19 protein-coding genes and 1 tRNA gene are annotated in these 15315 nt (G+C 62.3%); 14 read left to right on the top strand and 6 right to left on the bottom strand.

Annotation, left to right across the window (positions count from 1 at the left end):
- Positions 1 to 51 precede the first annotated feature (51 nt).
- Positions 52 to 128, top strand: a tRNA-Val gene (locus IFT76_RS00785).
- A gap of 56 nt (positions 129 to 184) precedes the next feature.
- A complete protein-coding gene (locus IFT76_RS00780; RefSeq protein WP_163007566.1) occupies positions 185 to 379 on the top strand; it encodes a hypothetical protein in 195 nt (64 codons plus the stop codon).
- Between the two features lie 76 nt (positions 380 to 455).
- Here the strand turns inward: IFT76_RS00780 and IFT76_RS00775 are convergent, their stop codons facing one another.
- The 3 genes from IFT76_RS00775 to IFT76_RS00765 all read right to left on the bottom strand — a co-directional run bounded on the left by IFT76_RS00775 (position 456) and on the right by IFT76_RS00765 (position 1398).
- The gene (locus IFT76_RS00775) at positions 456 to 689 is read right to left on the bottom strand and encodes a DUF6555 family protein (protein WP_192057119.1); all 234 of its coding nucleotides are present in this window, start codon (positions 687 to 689) and stop codon (positions 456 to 458) included.
- 150 nt (positions 690 to 839) lie between these two features.
- A complete protein-coding gene (locus IFT76_RS00770; RefSeq protein WP_192056113.1) occupies positions 840 to 1013 on the bottom strand; it encodes a hypothetical protein in 174 nt (57 codons plus the stop codon).
- Positions 1014 to 1101: 88 nt separating this feature from the next.
- Positions 1102 to 1398 carry a DUF6388 family protein gene (locus IFT76_RS00765; RefSeq protein ID WP_192057118.1) on the bottom strand — a complete coding sequence of 99 codons (297 nt, stop codon included), beginning with the start codon at positions 1396 to 1398 and terminating at the stop codon, positions 1102 to 1104.
- Between the two features lie 145 nt (positions 1399 to 1543).
- Between IFT76_RS00765 and IFT76_RS00760 the strand changes: the two genes are divergently transcribed.
- Positions 1544 to 2116, top strand: a complete 573-nt coding sequence (locus IFT76_RS00760) for an SPOR domain-containing protein (RefSeq protein WP_185793380.1) — start codon at positions 1544 to 1546, stop codon at positions 2114 to 2116.
- Positions 2117 to 2146: 30 nt separating this feature from the next.
- Here the strand turns inward: IFT76_RS00760 and IFT76_RS00755 are convergent, their stop codons facing one another.
- On the bottom strand, positions 2147 to 2836 hold the full coding sequence (locus IFT76_RS00755) for an endonuclease (RefSeq protein WP_122478176.1): 690 nt from the start codon (positions 2834 to 2836) through the stop codon (positions 2147 to 2149).
- A 4-nt stretch (positions 2837 to 2840) separates the two neighbouring features.
- Positions 2841 to 3083, bottom strand: a complete 243-nt coding sequence (locus IFT76_RS00750; RefSeq protein WP_122478175.1) for a DUF1654 domain-containing protein — start codon at positions 3081 to 3083, stop codon at positions 2841 to 2843.
- Positions 3084 to 3361: 278 nt separating this feature from the next.
- Between IFT76_RS00750 and IFT76_RS00745 the strand changes: the two genes are divergently transcribed.
- Genes IFT76_RS00745 through IFT76_RS00730 form a run of 4 tightly spaced genes read left to right on the top strand, consistent with a single transcriptional unit; the run spans position 3362 to position 7061 of the window.
- Positions 3362 to 4243, top strand: a complete 882-nt coding sequence (locus IFT76_RS00745) for a TauD/TfdA dioxygenase family protein (protein ID WP_192057117.1) — start codon at positions 3362 to 3364, stop codon at positions 4241 to 4243.
- A gap of 13 nt (positions 4244 to 4256) precedes the next feature.
- The gene (locus IFT76_RS00740; protein ID WP_192057116.1) at positions 4257 to 5138 is read left to right on the top strand and encodes an ABC transporter ATP-binding protein; all 882 of its coding nucleotides are present in this window, start codon (positions 4257 to 4259) and stop codon (positions 5136 to 5138) included.
- A 24-nt stretch (positions 5139 to 5162) separates the two neighbouring features.
- Positions 5163 to 6029: an ABC transporter permease gene (locus IFT76_RS00735; RefSeq protein ID WP_192057115.1), complete on the top strand. Its 867-nt coding sequence runs from the start codon at positions 5163 to 5165 to the stop codon at positions 6027 to 6029.
- 30 nt (positions 6030 to 6059) lie between these two features.
- Positions 6060 to 7061 carry an ABC transporter substrate-binding protein gene (locus IFT76_RS00730; RefSeq protein ID WP_185793376.1) on the top strand — a complete coding sequence of 334 codons (1002 nt, stop codon included), beginning with the start codon at positions 6060 to 6062 and terminating at the stop codon, positions 7059 to 7061.
- 93 nt (positions 7062 to 7154) lie between these two features.
- Here IFT76_RS00730 and IFT76_RS00725 read toward each other — a convergent pair whose 3' ends face one another.
- Positions 7155 to 9194, bottom strand: a complete 2040-nt coding sequence (locus IFT76_RS00725; protein ID WP_446731088.1) for a mechanosensitive ion channel family protein — start codon at positions 9192 to 9194, stop codon at positions 7155 to 7157.
- A gap of 169 nt (positions 9195 to 9363) precedes the next feature.
- On the opposite strand from IFT76_RS00725, the gene IFT76_RS00720 reads away from it, so the two are divergent.
- The 7 genes from IFT76_RS00720 to IFT76_RS00690 all read left to right on the top strand — a co-directional run bounded on the left by IFT76_RS00720 (position 9364) and on the right by IFT76_RS00690 (position 14877).
- Entirely contained in the window at positions 9364 to 10515 is a 1152-nt protein-coding gene (locus IFT76_RS00720; RefSeq protein ID WP_192057114.1) for an MFS transporter, read from the top strand.
- Positions 10516 to 10587: 72 nt separating this feature from the next.
- Positions 10588 to 11079, top strand: coding sequence for a GFA family protein (locus IFT76_RS00715; RefSeq protein WP_192057113.1), 492 nt, complete (start codon positions 10588 to 10590; stop codon positions 11077 to 11079).
- 128 nt (positions 11080 to 11207) lie between these two features.
- A complete protein-coding gene (locus tag IFT76_RS00710) occupies positions 11208 to 11540 on the top strand; it encodes a hypothetical protein (protein WP_446730933.1) in 333 nt (110 codons plus the stop codon).
- 29 nt (positions 11541 to 11569) lie between these two features.
- Complete coding sequence (locus IFT76_RS00705; protein WP_122478163.1) at positions 11570 to 12715, top strand: PQQ-dependent sugar dehydrogenase; 1146 nt, start codon at positions 11570 to 11572, stop codon at positions 12713 to 12715.
- Positions 12716 to 12822: 107 nt separating this feature from the next.
- Entirely contained in the window at positions 12823 to 13473 is a 651-nt protein-coding gene (locus IFT76_RS00700; RefSeq protein WP_192056094.1) for a glycosyltransferase, read from the top strand.
- Positions 13474 to 13488: 15 nt separating this feature from the next.
- Positions 13489 to 14334 carry a glycosyltransferase family 2 protein gene (locus IFT76_RS00695; protein WP_197976826.1) on the top strand — a complete coding sequence of 282 codons (846 nt, stop codon included), beginning with the start codon at positions 13489 to 13491 and terminating at the stop codon, positions 14332 to 14334.
- Positions 14335 to 14418: 84 nt separating this feature from the next.
- Positions 14419 to 14877, top strand: coding sequence for an REP-associated tyrosine transposase (locus IFT76_RS00690; protein WP_192057112.1), 459 nt, complete (start codon positions 14419 to 14421; stop codon positions 14875 to 14877).
- Positions 14878 to 15315 lie beyond the last annotated feature (438 nt).

Here is a 15315-nt window from a genome sequence, read left to right as displayed (position 1 = left end):
CAGAAAGGAGTTGACAGGCAACCCCGAATCCGTAGAATGCCGCCTCACAGCAGGCACGTAGCTCAGTTGGTTAGAGCACCACCTTGACATGGTGGGGGTCGTTGGTTCGAGTCCAATCGCGCCTACCAAACAAAATCCGCTCTGCTGGGCGGTCTGGGAGGGCTCACCGAAAGGTGGGCCCTTTTTGCGTTCATTGGGTGATGTGTTCGAGCCTTTCGATAAGGGTGGCCAGTTCCGCACTGCGCCGTTCAAGGTCAGCCAGCACCTGGTGAACCTCCGCACCTGCGCCGGGCCGCTGCAGGCAGCGTCGCACGTCGGCCAAGGCACCAGCGTATGCCTGCTGATGCTGATGAAGGCGCATCAAATGCAAAGCCAATAGATCGTGATCGAACATCGCGGCCACCTCGCTACGGGTTGCTGCAGTCTATCAATGCCGCCCGCCCGATCGCGCAGATTCAGTTCAATGGTCGCCACTGTACGTCACGCAGCCCGCGGCGTTCGACATGCCTTCTGAGTTGCGCCGCATGTTCTGCCGCGTTGGTGCCGCCATAGACCAGCCCGATGCCCGAGTGCAGCGCGGCGTAGTACAACGCATCGGCATCGCTCATTTGGGTATCGCGCTGCTGAAAGCGCCTGGCCTCACCGTTGAGGACGTAGCGAATCTCGTAGTCCGTGAACCGGCTTGTCATAGTTTACTCCCGTGTTACCGGGCATCAGACATGCAGGCCATTGGCCAGTTCCGTGGTGATGGCAAAAAACTACTATTGATCGCTTGCGTGAAGGGTCGCCAAGGCAAGCTTGATGTCACCCTGGCGAATCACAGGACCTATGCCCAATGCTCAGCTGGGTTCGGTGGACGCGTCAGCACCGTCGATGTCCAGATCGTCCGGGTCTGCTTCGGGCTCGTCTGCATCGGCGTCGTTCAGCGCGGCGCCATCGCTGTGCACCTCATCGTCGAGAGGTGATTCCCCGGCCTGGCCGATAAGCGGGATGGGATCGAGATCGATAGTCATGGCATGCCTCGCAAGTTGACGTGGGTGTCATGCTTTCGAGAGACGATGGGCGAGCAGGGTTCGATTCAGCTTGAGACCGTCGGTCATGTCACAGTTCGACGGCATTGAATTCGCAATAGTCTTCCCAGCTCAGGCCCAGTGCGTCCGCCACTTCCTGGTGAACCTCGAGGCGCATCGCCTTGAGTTCTTCCGGGCTTTGCGCAATCAATTGCAGCGCCAGCTCCCACGGTTCCAGGCCCTGGGCCTGCGCCTCGTCCTCGAAGGCCCACTGCACCTGTTCGGCCTGCTCGCGGCTGTCCAGCACCTGAATCTCCTCGCGCAACTCGGGGTGGGCGTCGAGGAATATCGCCAGTGCGGCTGTGTTGCGGTCTTCTTTGGCGATCATGTCGGGGCCCTGCTGGCTATTCGAAAAGGTAAGGCTTGCATGATGCCACGGCGTTGCCGCGGCGTCAGCGGCGGTCGACGCTAGAACGGGCGCCGGCCGGGTGGATAGTGATAAAATCGGCGCCTCGAATTCTGGAGGTAGGCGTGTGCGCAAGTTGATGATGGTGATGGCAATGCTGACGTTGGCCGGTTGCGGTACCGCGTTCGAAAAAGCCCATGAGGCGGTGTCGCAGTTGTTGGAGAACCCCAAGACGGCGCGCTTCACCAATGTTCGCACCACCGATCAAGGCAACTACTGTGGCCAGGTGAAGGGCAAGAATGCCCAGGGCGTCTACGGGCCCTACCGCAGCTACGCGGCCGTCCCCCATGGCGACCGGTTCGAAGTGGTCATCGACAACGATGGCAACGACCCTCGCGTGCGCGAAGTGTGCGGCAGCGCCGAGGAATTGCTGGCGCCCGTCGATGTAGCCGAACAGCCAGGGCAGCGTTGGGAGGTACGTATCGTTTCGGGTCGCAACATGGGCTCGGTGACTGACATGGCGGCGCGTCTGGTGGAAAACGGCTTCGTTGCCAGCTTCGTCCAGCGCGACGGCCAGACCCTGGTCTACCTTGGGCCGTTCGACAGCCGGGCCGAAGCGGACAAGGAGCGCGCTCGCCTCATGGGCTCGCGCGGTATCGAATCGGTGGTGATGCCGTTCAGCGAGGCCGACAAGCCCTGAAGCGCGGTTGCACGCCAAGGCTCTCTGGCTTCAGCCGCAGGCCTTGAGGTCTACCGGCCCGACGAAGGCGTTGCCGTGGCCCATCACGCACGCCACCTGCTGGTTGCGCTGGCGCTCCCAGACCTGCACCGGGTAGGTCTTGTCCCAGGCCTGGTACAGCTGGGTGTCCTGGCGCGACAGGCGCAATCCGTACTGCTTGCTCATGTACATATAGGTGCGCGCGATCATCCCGCGGATCGAAGGCCGTGGCATGACCTTCTTGGCCTTGAAGTCGACCTGGGTCAGGCATGAACCGTACTGCCCGCGTTGTTCGGGCAGCCAGCCGAAGCTGAAGTTGCTGCGGTCGCCATTCACCTCGCCAATGCTCGGCACCAGGTTGTGCAGATCGGCTTCGGCGGTCTGGTAGACCTTGTCGTTGCGGGTGCAGTTCTTGCGCCCGCCGTTCTGCCAGCATTGGCGCTGGTGGCCGATCTGCCAGGCCGGCACGATATGTTCCCATTCGATGCGCGCAGCGCGGTTGGCGTTCTTGCGCGGTACATAGCCGCACGCCGCAAGGTTGACCCGATTGCCGGTGTACTTGCAGCCGCAGTAAAACTCGGTGGACTGCGGAGCGTACAGCTTCCAGGCGACTTTCTTGGCTTCGCTGAACGTGCGTGGGGCATCGGCATACGCGGTAAAGCTGAACAACATCAAGCTGATGAAAAAACTGCGGACCATCATCGAATCAATCTTCCTTCGGCACGACCCAGAAAATCTGCACGCCACCGTCGTCGCGGTGGGCGAGGGTGACGTTGTCGTTCTCGGCGATTTCCTCGAGCATTTGTGCCCAATCGTCCTCGCTTTCGTGCTCGAGGCGGAATATGAGGGCCGCGCGAGACTTCTGCGCGGTGGGCGAATTGATGATCTTCTGGACGCGCACGCCAAGACGCTCATAGGCGCTCGGCGCGGCAGGGGTGGCAGTGGTCACGACAGAATTCCTTATTGGCTGTACGTGCGTACAGTATTTGACTGTAAGACGTTTCGCAATAGCGCAGGGTCAATAGCGGGTTTCTGACAGCCAATCCTGTTGTTTTCTTCACGGTGTTTAAAAAAACTTCAAGCGGATCAGAGACATCCGACGAGACTCCACCAGCTGAAAGTCCCGACAGCGATATCGTTATGCGATAACGATATTTAAAATTATATTCTTATAGCTCTACAGTCTGGCTATCCCCTCGTACTCAATAGCCAGAGTCGGAGCACAACATGGCCGCCGTCCTTCCTGAAACCTCACGTCAAGCATTCGAAGTTCGTCCGCTGGCCGGCCATGTCGGTGCCGAAATCGTCGGCCTGGACCTGCGCCTGGCGTTGAGTGACGAAGACTTCATCCGCATTCACCGCGCCCATCTCGACCATCATGTCGTGGTGTTTCGCGATCAGCGCATCACCCCTGAGCAACAGATCGACTTCAGCCGTCGTTTCGGTGTGCTGCAAATCCATGTGCTCAAGCAGTTCCTGCTGGCGGGGCACCCGGAGATCCTCATCGTTTCCAACATTGTCGAGAACGGCCAGCCGGTCGGGCTGGGTGACGCCGGCAAATACTGGCATTCGGACCTGTCCTATAAAGAACTGCCGAGCCTGGGCTCCATGCTGCATGCGCAGGAATTACCCAGCGAAGGCGGTGACACCTTGTTCGCCGACATGCACAGGGCTTGGGACACTCTTCCCGCAGCACTGCGCCAGGCGGTTGAGGGCAAGCACGCCGTGCATTCCTATACCGCACGCTACAGCGAGGGCAAGAACGCCGCCAACTGGCGACCGACCCTGAGTGCCGAACAGCTGGCCCAGGTGGTCACCGTGGCCCATCCGGTGGTTCGCACCCATCCGGAGAACGGGCGCAAGGCCTTGTTCGTCAGCGAGGGCTTCACCACGCACATCGTGGGCCTGCCCGAAGACGAAAGCCGCGACCTGCTGCAACAGCTCTATGCCCACAGCGTGCGCGACGAGCATGTGTACCGTCATCAGTGGCAGCCACACGACATGGTGTTCTGGGACAACCGCTCGTTGGTACACCTCGCGGCCGGCTGCCCGGACCACCTGCGGCGCAAGCTGTACCGCACCACCATCCAGGGCGATGCGCCGTTTTGATAGGGAGTCTTGCATGAACGCTGCACTGCCAGGCCACACGGCCAGCGCTGATACCGCAGGTGTACCCGGGCAACGGCCGACTGCCGAGACCCTGCTGCAGGTGGACAACGTCAGCCTCGAATACCGCACCTCCGAACGGGTGGTGCGCGCAACGCATCAGGTCAGCTTCGAAGTGGACCGGGCCGATCGCTTCGTCCTGTTGGGCCCCTCCGGGTGCGGTAAATCCACGCTGCTCAAAGCGGTGGCGGGCTTCATCAAGCCCAGCGAAGGGCAGATTCGCCTCGCCGGAGAGCGCATAGAAGAGCCAGGCCCGGACCGTATCGTGGTGTTCCAGGAGTTCGATCAACTGCCCGCCTGGAAAACCGTGATCGAGAACGTGATGTTCCCGCTGCTGGCGTCGCGCACCTTGAAACGCGCCGAAGCCAACGAGCGCGCCCGTCACTACCTGGAGAAGGTCGGCCTCAGTGCTTTCGCCGATGCCTACCCGCATACGTTGTCTGGCGGCATGAAGGCGCGGGTCGCCATCGCTCGCGCGCTGGCCATGCAGCCGAAGATCCTGCTGATGGACGAACCGTTCGCGGCGCTCGACGCACTGACGCGGCGCAAGATGCAGGAAGAACTGCTGGAACTGTGGCAGGAAGTGCGCTTCACCTTGCTCTTCGTCACCCACTCCATCGAAGAAGCATTGGTGGTGGGCAACCGCATCCTGCTGCTGTCGCCGCACCCGGGCCGGGTGCGGGCGGAAATCAACAGCCACCAGTTCGACCTGAGCAGCCTGGGCGGCGTCGATTTCCAGGCCAGCGCCCAGCGCATCCATCGCCTGCTGTTCGACGAGGGCGAAGCGCCTGAGCTGGACCGTCCGGTGGATTTCCAGCGCCTGCGCATCGCCTACTGATCTCGCCGCATTCGGAGCAACGACATGAGCCTTTCCCCACCCGCACGCCAGGAGTACGAAGTCGTCCTGGAGCCGTTCACCCAAGCCGAACTGGTGCGCGACATCTCCTTGCCGCAGCGGATCTGGCAACAGGCCTGGGTGCGCAAGGGCGTGATCCTGCTCGCCCTAGCGGTTATCTGGGAACTGGCCGCGCGTTGGCAGAACAACGACTTGCTGCTGCCCAGCTTCATGCAGACCGCCCATGCCTTCATCGACGGTGTGGCCAGTGGCGAGCTGTTGAGCAAGGTCTGGATATCGCTGACGGTACTGATCAAGGGCTACCTGATCGGCATCGTCCTGGCCTTCGGCCTGACCACGCTGGCAGTGTCGACCCAGCTGGGGCGCGACCTGCTCAGCACTTTGACGGCAATGTTCAACCCCTTGCCGGCCATCGCGCTGTTGCCCCTGTCCCTGCTGTGGTTCGGCCTGGGCGAGAACAGCCTGATTTTCGTGCTGGTGCATTCGGTGCTGTGGGCATTGGCACTGAACACCTACGCAGGCTTCCTCGGCGTGTCGGAAACCCAGCGCATGGCAGGTCGCAACTACGGCCTGAGAGGGCTGCGATTCGTCTGGTACATCCTCATTCCGGCCGCGCTGCCGTCGATCCTGGCAGGCCTGAAGATCGGCTGGGCGTTCGCCTGGCGCACCTTGATCGCCGCCGAGCTGGTGTTCGGCGCCTCGTCGGGCAAGGGTGGCCTGGGCTGGTACATCTTCCAGAATCGCAACGAGCTGTACACCGACAAGGTGTTCGCCGGCCTGGCTGCGGTGATCCTGATCGGCCTGCTGGTGGAAAACCTGCTGTTCAACACGTTCGAACGCCTCACCATCAAGCGCTGGGGCATGCAGCGCTGAGTCCATTTCCTTTAGTCCAGAGACTTCATCATGGTATTTGCAAGCAAGCTATCCCTGGCCTGCGGCCTGGCCGGCGCACTGCTGGCCAGCGGCGCCAGCGCCGAAGGCAAGATCAGCATCGCCCAGCAGTTCGGCATCGGCTACCTGATCCTCGATGTCGTGCGTGACCAGCAGCTGATCGAGAAACACGGCAAGCAGCAAGGCGTGGACATCGAAGTGGACTGGAACAGCATTTCCGGAGCCACCGCGATGAACGAGGCATTGCTCGCCGGTGCGTTGGATGTGGTGTCGGCCGGCGTGCCGCCGATGCTCACCGTCTGGGACCGCACCAAGGGTCGGCAGAACGTCAAGGCCATCGCGTCGCTGGGCTCGATGCCCAACTACCTGCTCAGTAACAATCCTGACGTCAAGACCTTGCAGGACTTCACCGACAAGGACCGCATCGCGGTGCCCGCCGCAGGGGTTGGCTTCCAGTCTCGCACCTTGCAGTTGGAGACGGCCAAACTCTATGGCGACAAGGAATTCAAGAAATTCGATAACATTTCGGTGAGCATTCCCCACCCGGACGCCACCTCGGCGCTGATGGCCGGCGGTTCGGAAATCAGCGCGCATTTCTCCAGCCCGCCGTTCCAGTACCAGGCCCTGGAAAACCCCAAGGTGCACAAGGTGCTCAGCAGCTACGACATCCTCGGCGGCCCGGCGACCTTCAATGTGCTGTACACCACGCAGAAATTCCACGACGACAACCCGAAGACCTACAAGGCGTTCTATGACGCATTGGTGGAAGCCGCGCAGATCGTCAAGGCCGACAAGGTCGCCGCAGCCAAGACCTATATTCGCGTGGAGAAATCGACCTTGAGCGAGGCGTTCGTGGAAAAGATCGTCCAGGACCCGGAGATCGACTTCACAGTGGTGCCGCAACGCACCTTCATTTACGCCCAGCGCCTGCATGAGCTGGGTGTGCTGAAGAACAAGGCAGACAACTGGAAAGACTACTTCTTCGAAGAAGCCCACGGCGGCGCCGGTAGCTGATCCGCCCGCTCCCTCACCATCGACGCACACCTCGGCACCGACGTTCACGCACCCTGTGAACGTCGGTGCCGAGGTTTTTTTGCGGCGGGTGATTCAGGTCGGAGTCGGGGCGGGCAGGCCTAGGGCAGGGTAGTACTGGGCGAAACGCACGTTGTCATGCTGGTCGACCAGCTTCTTCAAGCGCTCGTTGAAGGCCCGGCCCACGCCGTACTGACCGCCGGACACAGTGCGGAATTGCGAGGTCAGGACGATGCCATTGAGGTCCATCTTGTCCACCCCGAACACCTGCAACGGACCCTGCAGGTTGTGCTTGAGCATCACGTCCTCGACGATGGATTGCCCCGCCTGCTTGATCAGGTCCAGGGCGGTGTCGATGTCGCTGTCGTAGGTGAACTGCACCGAGAAGAACGCGTAGGCGAATTGCCGGGATTGATTGGTGACTGCCTTGATCTGCCCGAACGGCACCGAATGCACGAAGCCCTTGCCGTCGCGCAGGCGCAGGGTGCGGATGGTCAGGCTTTCCACCGTGCCGGCGTGGCCGGAGTCGAGTACCACCCAGTCGCCGATGGCGATGGTGTCTTCGATGAGGATGAACAGGCCGGTGATCACGTCCTGCACCAGCTGTTGCGAACCAAAGCCGATGGCCAGGCCGACTACGCCGGCACCGGCCAGAAGCGGCGCAACGTTGATGCCCAGGTTGGCCATGGTGGTGATGGTGCAGATCACCAGCAGGATGATCTTGATGGCGTTGCGCAGCATCGGCAGGATGGTCAGCACCCGCGTGCTCGGCTGGCGCGAGGCGCGTTTGCCGACCGACGGCTTCAGTGCCTCCTGGATGGCTGTGTCCAGGACCACCCACAACAGCCAGGTGACCAGCAGGATCAAGCCGATGCTGCTCAGCGAATCGCTGATCGCCCGGCCCATGCTGTTGCTGGCGGCGAATTCGAGCATCGACACGCCCCAGATGCGTCCCAGCAGTTCGATGAAGGCGATGGCCATGACGATGCGCACCACGGCGTGGCCCAGGTTGCGCAGCAACTCTTTATAGGGCCGCAGGCGGGGTGCGGCAGTGGCGGCAGCGGCGGGTTTGAACAGGTGTTGCATGACAGTGCTGAGGAACACCGTAGCGATCAGCAGCACGGTGGTGAGCAGGGCGTTCTGCAAGGCTTTCTGGCTTTCCTCGCCGGCGCCGATCAGATGCACCGCCGAGACCAGAATCATCAGCAGGATGGGCAGGTACCACAGCGCCGAAAACAGCCGCAGCGACTCTTGCACTCCGCGGTGCTGCAGGCGCTGCGCCAGTGGCCGATTGCGGATCAGATGGGCCACCGGCCGACGCATGCGCACCACCAGCACCGCGAAGGACAAGGTGGCGAACAGGCCCGCGACCACCGCCAGGCTGGCGGTGAAGTTGGTGCCCAGCTGGCGGGCGATCTGCGGGCTGGTGAGGGCGTCGCTCAGGGCTGCCAGAAAGCCGATCATGAACAGCGGGCGCGGAGCATAGCGACGCAGTACCGTGACCGCAGCGCGCTTGTGACCGCTGTCGAACAACGTGATCACGCACATGATCACCGAGGTGGAGAAAATGCCGCTGCTGGTGGCGTAGGCCAGCGACATGCCGATGGCTCTGGCGATGGATGCGTCCAGCGAGTGACTGGCATACAGCGTCACTGGCAGGGCAATGATAGCCGGCAAGGTGAACGGCAGGATGTAGCCCAACAGGTTGTGCAGGCGCGGACGCTCGCGGACGAAACGACGGTGGCCGCTGCGGGCAACGATGAAGCGCCCGAGAAAATGCGCGAGCAGAAACGCTGCCATCCAGCACACCGACAGCAGAATGAAATCCGTTGCCAGATCGAGTGCCGAGTGGGAGTGTCGATTGATCAACTTATCGACCTCGCTGGCGGCGCGGTCGGTGCGCAGGCGCCAAGTGTCGAGCAGATGTTCGTCGAGATCGAGCTTCTTCTGCACGTCGTCGATGCCTGTACTGATGGCACCCAGCAAGCCGCCTTGCACCAGCGGTGCTGGTTCTTCGACAGGCGCATCGGCCGCCGGGGCTTCAGCGGCCTGCAAGGTGGAAGTCAGCAGCAGGAACAGCAGGGGGAGGAGGATTTTCGCCGGGGAACTGAACACAATGCGGGTCGCTCTATTGATCGGTACACCAGTCGTTGAGTGAATTTTTACCGGCAAGTTCGCCGATCCACGGCATTTGTCGCGATTGTTCATCTTGCATTCAAGGTAGTCGCGTGTCGCTCGAGCGGTGCGCGCGGCTGCATGAAACTCTTTATCCAAGGCTTTGATCATGTCGTCGAGCAGCACCTTCGCCACCGCCGCGCCGGGTCGGCAAGAGCAGTTTTCCACCCGTATCGCTTTCTTCATCGCCGGCTTCGCCATGGCCGCCTGGGCGCCGCTGGTGCCGCTGGCCAAGGCGCGGGCGCAGCTCAGCGACGGCAGCCTGGGCCTGCTGCTGCTTGGGCTGGGCGCAGGTTCCATCCTGGCCATGCCATTGGCGGGTTATTTCTGCGCGCGCTGGGGCTGCCGACGCGTCATCGTCGGTGCAGCCTTGCTCATCTGCCTGACGTTGCCGCTGCTGGCCAGCGTGGCGACCCTGCCGCTGTTGATTGCCGCAATCCTGGTGTTCGGCGCCGGAATGGGCGCCATCGATTGCGCCATGAACATCCAGGCGGTGCTGGTCGAGAAGGCCAGTGGCCGGCCGATGATGTCCGGCTTCCACGGTTTGTTCAGTGTGGGTGGCATCCTCGGAGCGGGCGGCATGACCGCTTTGCTTGCGCTCGGCCTGACGCCGCTGCTGGCGGTGGCCTGCGTGGTAGCGCTGACCCTTGTCGCGGTATTCAAGGCGGCGCCGCATCTGCTGCCCTATGGCAATGAAAGCGACGGCCCGCTGTTCGCCGTGCCACGTGGGATCGTGCTGTTCCTCGGGGCGCTGTGTTTCATCGTCTTTCTCACCGAGGGGGCCATGCTCGACTGGAGTGCTGTATTCCTGGTTTCCGAGCGCGACATGCAACCTGCCTACGCAGGGCTTGGCTACGCTGCCTTCGCCACGACCATGACGATCGGCCGCCTGACCGGCGATGCCATCGTCTCGCGTTTCGGTGGCGCCCGGGTCACGTTGTACGGGGGGCTCTGCGCGGCAATCGGTCTGGCCTTGTCGCTGGCCGTTCCGGCGTGGCCGGCGGCATTGCTGGGCTATGCCTTGATCGGCGCAGGCTGCTCGAACATCGTCCCGGTGCTGTTCACCGCGGTCGGGCGCCAGACCACCATGCCGCAGAGCGCCGCCATTCCTGCCATGACGTCCCTGGGGTATGCAGGCATCCTGGTAGGCCCGGCTTTCATCGGCTTCGTGGCCCACGCCAGCAGCCTGTCGATTGCCCTGGGCGTGTTGATCGTGATGCTCCTGTTCGTCGCGGCCAGCGGGCGCTACCTGCGAAACTGAACGGCCCGTGCAGGGTCTACGCTGAACGTTCATCAACCGCCCATTGATCGCCACTCGATACGGAGTTCAGCCATGCAACTGCACGGATCCTGTCACTGCGGTGCCGTCACTTTCAGCCTGCACAGCGCCCATCCTTACCCTTATCAGCGGTGCTACTGTTCGATCTGCCGCAAGACCCAGGGTGGCGGCGGTTACGCCATCAACCTGGGCGGCGAAGCGGCCAGTCTCAATGTGCAGGGTCGTAGTCATATCACCGTCTACCATGCCAGGTTGCCCGACGAGAACGGCAGCGGCACTCACCCCAGTACTGCCGAGCGGCATTTCTGCCACCTGTGCGGCAGCGCCTTGTGGTTGTTCGATCCGGCCTGGCCGGAGCTGGTGCATCCATTCGCCAGTGCCATCGACAGCGAGTTGCCGGTGCCGCCCGAACACACCCACCTGCTGCTCGATTCCAAGGCGAGCTGGGTCGAGGTGCAGTCCGGCAAGCACGACCGGCAGTTTCAACAGTACCCGGACGAGTCGCTTGCGCAGTGGCACGAGAGGCTCGGCCTGACCCAGCCTTGAGTGGTGCAGGTCGATATTTGAAACATGGTGAATTACCTCGACGAGCTCGCCGGGCCATGCCGCGGCGAACGTCAGGGACAATTCATCCTCAAATCCCTGAATCCACCGTGATCGAGGGCGAGATACCCATGAAGTTGTCCCTACTGGCGTCGCTGATGCTTGGCACGATGCTGTCTCATTCGGCGATGGCCCACGTGTCGATCGCCACCGAGCAACCGCGTCAGCCAATCACCGTGGCCGCCAACGATACCTCCAATCCCTACAACAGCCCCACTCGACGGATCAATCCGAACAGCCGCCAGGGCACTACCGCGCCCAATCCGCAACTGCGCCAGCCGACGCCGCGCACCGACAATCCGCGACCGCCGACGCTTGAAAACCGCGGCATCGGCAACGGCGAGAACCTGCGCCGCCCGGCCAACGGCACCCAACAACCCCGCACCGCCCCTGGCACGCGTTGATCACTCCATTCTTGCTGAAGGATAAGCCCATGCTGCAGAAAACCCTTTTGGCCTCGGCTTGCGCCGGCCTTGCGCTGTACGGACTGGCCGCTTCGGCGGCAACGGTGACCACTTACCCGAGCGAACTGGGCCAGATCACCGTGACAACCGTGGCCGAAGGCCTCAAATACCCTTGGGGTTTGGCCTTCCTGCCGGACAACAAGGGCATGCTGGTCACTGAAAAACCGGGTGATCTGCGCGTGGTCAGCGCCGAGGGCAAAATCTCTTCACCCATCAGCGGTGTACCGCAGGTATGGGCGAAGAATCAAGGCGGGTTGCTCGACGTGGTGCTGTCACCCGACTTCAAGGCCGACCGCATGGTCTACCTGTCGTATGCCGAACAGGGCCAGGATGGCAAGGGCGGCACCGCCGTGGGTCGTGGACGGTTGTCCGAAGACCTGACTCATCTGGAAAACTTCACCACGATTTTCCGCCAGGAGCCGAAGCTGTCGGTCGGCAATCACTTCGGTTCCCGTCTGGTCTTCGACCGCGACGGCTACCTGTTCATCGCCCTGGGCGAAAACAACGAGCGTGCCACTTCTCAGGACCTGGACAAGCTGCAGGGCAAGGTCGTGCGCATCTTCGCCGACGGCAAGGTGCCCAAGGACAACCCGTTCGTGGGGCAGAAGGGCGTGCGTCCGGAAATCTGGTCATTCGGGCATCGTAACCAGCAAGGCGCTGCGCTGAACCCGTGGACCGGCACCCTCTGGACCCATGAGCACGGCGCCCGTGGCGGTGACGAGCTGAACATCATCGAGCGCGGCGCCAATTACGGCTGGCCGCTCTACACCCACGGGATCAATTACTCCGGAGAGCCGATTCCCGAGGCCCGCGGCAAGACCGGGCCGGGCATCACCGATCCGTACCATGTGTGGGAAAAGTCACCGGCCATCAGCGGCATGGCGTTCTATGACAACGACAAGTTCAAGCGCTGGAACCACAATCTGTTCATCGGTGCGTTAGCCTCCGAAGACCTGATTCGCCTGCAGTTCGAGGGTGACAAGGTGGTTCACGAGGAACGTCTGCTGGGTGAACGCGGCGAGCGGATCCGCGACGTTCGCCAAGGCCCGGATGGCTATCTGTATGTGTTGACCGATGACGACGACGGGGAATTGCTCAAGATCGGTCTTGAATGAATCTGCACGTTTCATCGTTTATCTGAAACCTCTCGTTCATCTTCGAGTCGATTGCTGGTCAATGGCCAGCATGGTCTCGACGATTTCGTCTCTTCAAGAGGTTCAGCATGATCGGCGTCATCATTCCTGTGCAAAACGAGCACGCCAGTCTCGACCGATGCCTGCGATCGGTCATGTTGGCTGCCGAGCACGGCACGCTGTGTACCGAACTGGTACGCATCGTCGTGGTGCTCGACGCCTGCAGCGACAGGTCGCGCGATATCGCCCAGCGCTATCCGGTACGGCTGATCGATACCAATGCCGCCAACAAGGTAGCGGCGAGGGCCGCAGGCGCCGCACACCTGGTACAGGCGGGCGCACGATGGCTGGCCTGGACGGAAGCGGATGTGCGGGTGCCTGATGACTGGCTGGCCGCGCAGCTGGCCTACGGAGTCGACGCTGTGTGCGGGCGGGTGGATGCCGAGCCGGGTGCCAGCCGCTTCGTACAGGGTCGGCGGCGGCGCTCGGTGACCATGGATGAACGGCGCTCGAACGTGCATATGGCCAATCTCGGTATGAGCACCTTGGCCTACACGGATGCCGGAGGGCTGAATGCGAGCTTGGGTCATGACGAGCGGCATCTGATCGAACAGGTGGAGGCCCGCGGCCGGCGCATTGCCTGGAGCGGATCGGTGCGCGTCAGCCGGTGTGCCCCGGCGGGCAGCGGTTACGGCGAGCCGGCGCGGTTGCCGGGGTTGTGCAAGGTGAGTGGGTTCTGACGAGGTGAACGTGACATGGTGAGTGTGATCACACTGGTGCATGGCCGCGAGCGACAGCTGGACAATGTTATCCGTGGACTGGAGCAGGGCAACCTGATGCCCGAGGCGTTCTGGGTGGTGTTCATGAATCAGCCGGCGCGTGATTTGCACAGTGAGTGCTTTCCCATCCACTGCCTCGTGGTCGATGATGCGTCTCATGGCTTGCCGCTGGCGAAAGCGCGCAATGCCGTGCGCCAATGCGGGGGCGAGCATTGGGTGTTCCTCGACGTGGACTGCATCCCGAGCCAAAGCCTGCTGTCCGATTACGCGGCCGCGCTGCGTGAAAGGCCTGAAGCTTTGCACCTGGGCGAGGTCCGTTACTTGCCCAGTACCGCCCGGATGGAAGACTGGACTCAAGCCACGTTGATGCGCGACGGCGTTGCCCATCCGCTCAGCCAATACCGCGGGAAGCCGGGTTCGCTGCTTGCGCATCACCTGTTCTGGTCGCTGAATTTCGCTTGCACCCGTGAGGTATTCGAACGCATCGGTGGCTTTGACGAGGGGTACCTGGGCTACGGCGCCGAAGACACCGATTTCGCGTTCAGCGCACGTCACCATGGCGTGGAGCTACGAGTGGCAGCGGCCCTGGCCTTCCATCAATACCACCCGACCTGGCGTCCGCCGCTCAACCATTTTTCGGCGATCGTAGCCAATGCTCAGCGCTTTAACCAGCGCTGGGCGCAATGGCCGATGGAAGGCTGGCTCAGCGAATTTGCTGAACTGGGCCTGGTGAGCTGGACGTCCGACTCGCTGGAGATCCTGCGTCATCCCACTGATGCCGAGGTCGATGCTTGCCTGGACAAGGCCGGCTCGGGGTTCTAAAAGCCTGGTCAGATTCGGCAATGATTGTGCGCTTGTCCAGGGGCCATCTGTTTTCTAAGGTGAAGGCTTTTCGGTGGACAGGGAATGTCGGCGTGCAGAAAAGCCTATGTATTGCGCAAGGGGCGCTTCAGCGAGCTAGGCCGGCTTTACTCGATCACCTGTGTGACGGCTGATCGGGCTGCCGTTTTTTCCTGCTTGCAAACCGCCCGGGCGCTGGTTGCTCAGTTGCGCGCCCTGCATGACGCAGGGGACGTAGAGTCGTTGGCGTGGGTGGTGATGCCGGATCATCTGCACTGGTTGTTTCAATTGCGAAAAGGCGATTTGGCTACGATCGTTTGCCGGATGAAAGCGCGCAGCAGCCTGGCCATCAATCGCCGCAACGGGACCTGTGGCCGACTCTGGCAGAAAGGGTATTACGACCGTGCCCTGCGCCGCGAAGAGGATCTCAGAAGCGCAGCGCGCTACATCATCATGAACCCGGTCCGCGCCGGGCTGGTTCAGAAGGTTGGCGATTATCCTTTGTGGGACGCGATATGGCTGTGATCAGCGATCGCGTGCACCGCCGACGCGGCTCGCGCCGCTGCTACAAATCACTCGCCTGTAGCAGCGGCGCAAGCCGCGTCCGGGGGTGGTGTGGTGGGTCAGGAGGAATGCGTAGACCGCCGACGCGGCTTGCGCCGCTGCTACAAATCACTCGCCTGTAGCAGCGGCGCAAGCCGCGTCCGGGGGTGGTGTGGTGGGTCAGGAGGAATGCGTAGACCGCCGACGCGGCTCGCGCCGCTGCTACAAATCACTCGCCTGTAGCAGCGGCGCAAGCCGCGTCCGGGGGTGGTGTGGTGGGTCAGGAGGAATGCGTAGACCGCCGACGCGGCTCGCGCCGCTGCTACAAATCACTCGCCTGTAGCAGCGGCGCAAGCCGCGTCCGGGGGTGGTGTGGTGGGTCAGGAGGAATGCGTAGACCGCCGACGCGGCTCGCGCCGC

Source organism: Pseudomonas sp. CFBP 13727 (assembly GCF_014841915.1).
Taxonomy (GTDB): Bacteria; Pseudomonadota; Gammaproteobacteria; order Pseudomonadales; family Pseudomonadaceae; genus Aquipseudomonas; species Aquipseudomonas baltica.
Note: the sequence above shows the minus strand (reverse complement) of the source record. Positions and strands in the feature narration are given on the sequence as shown.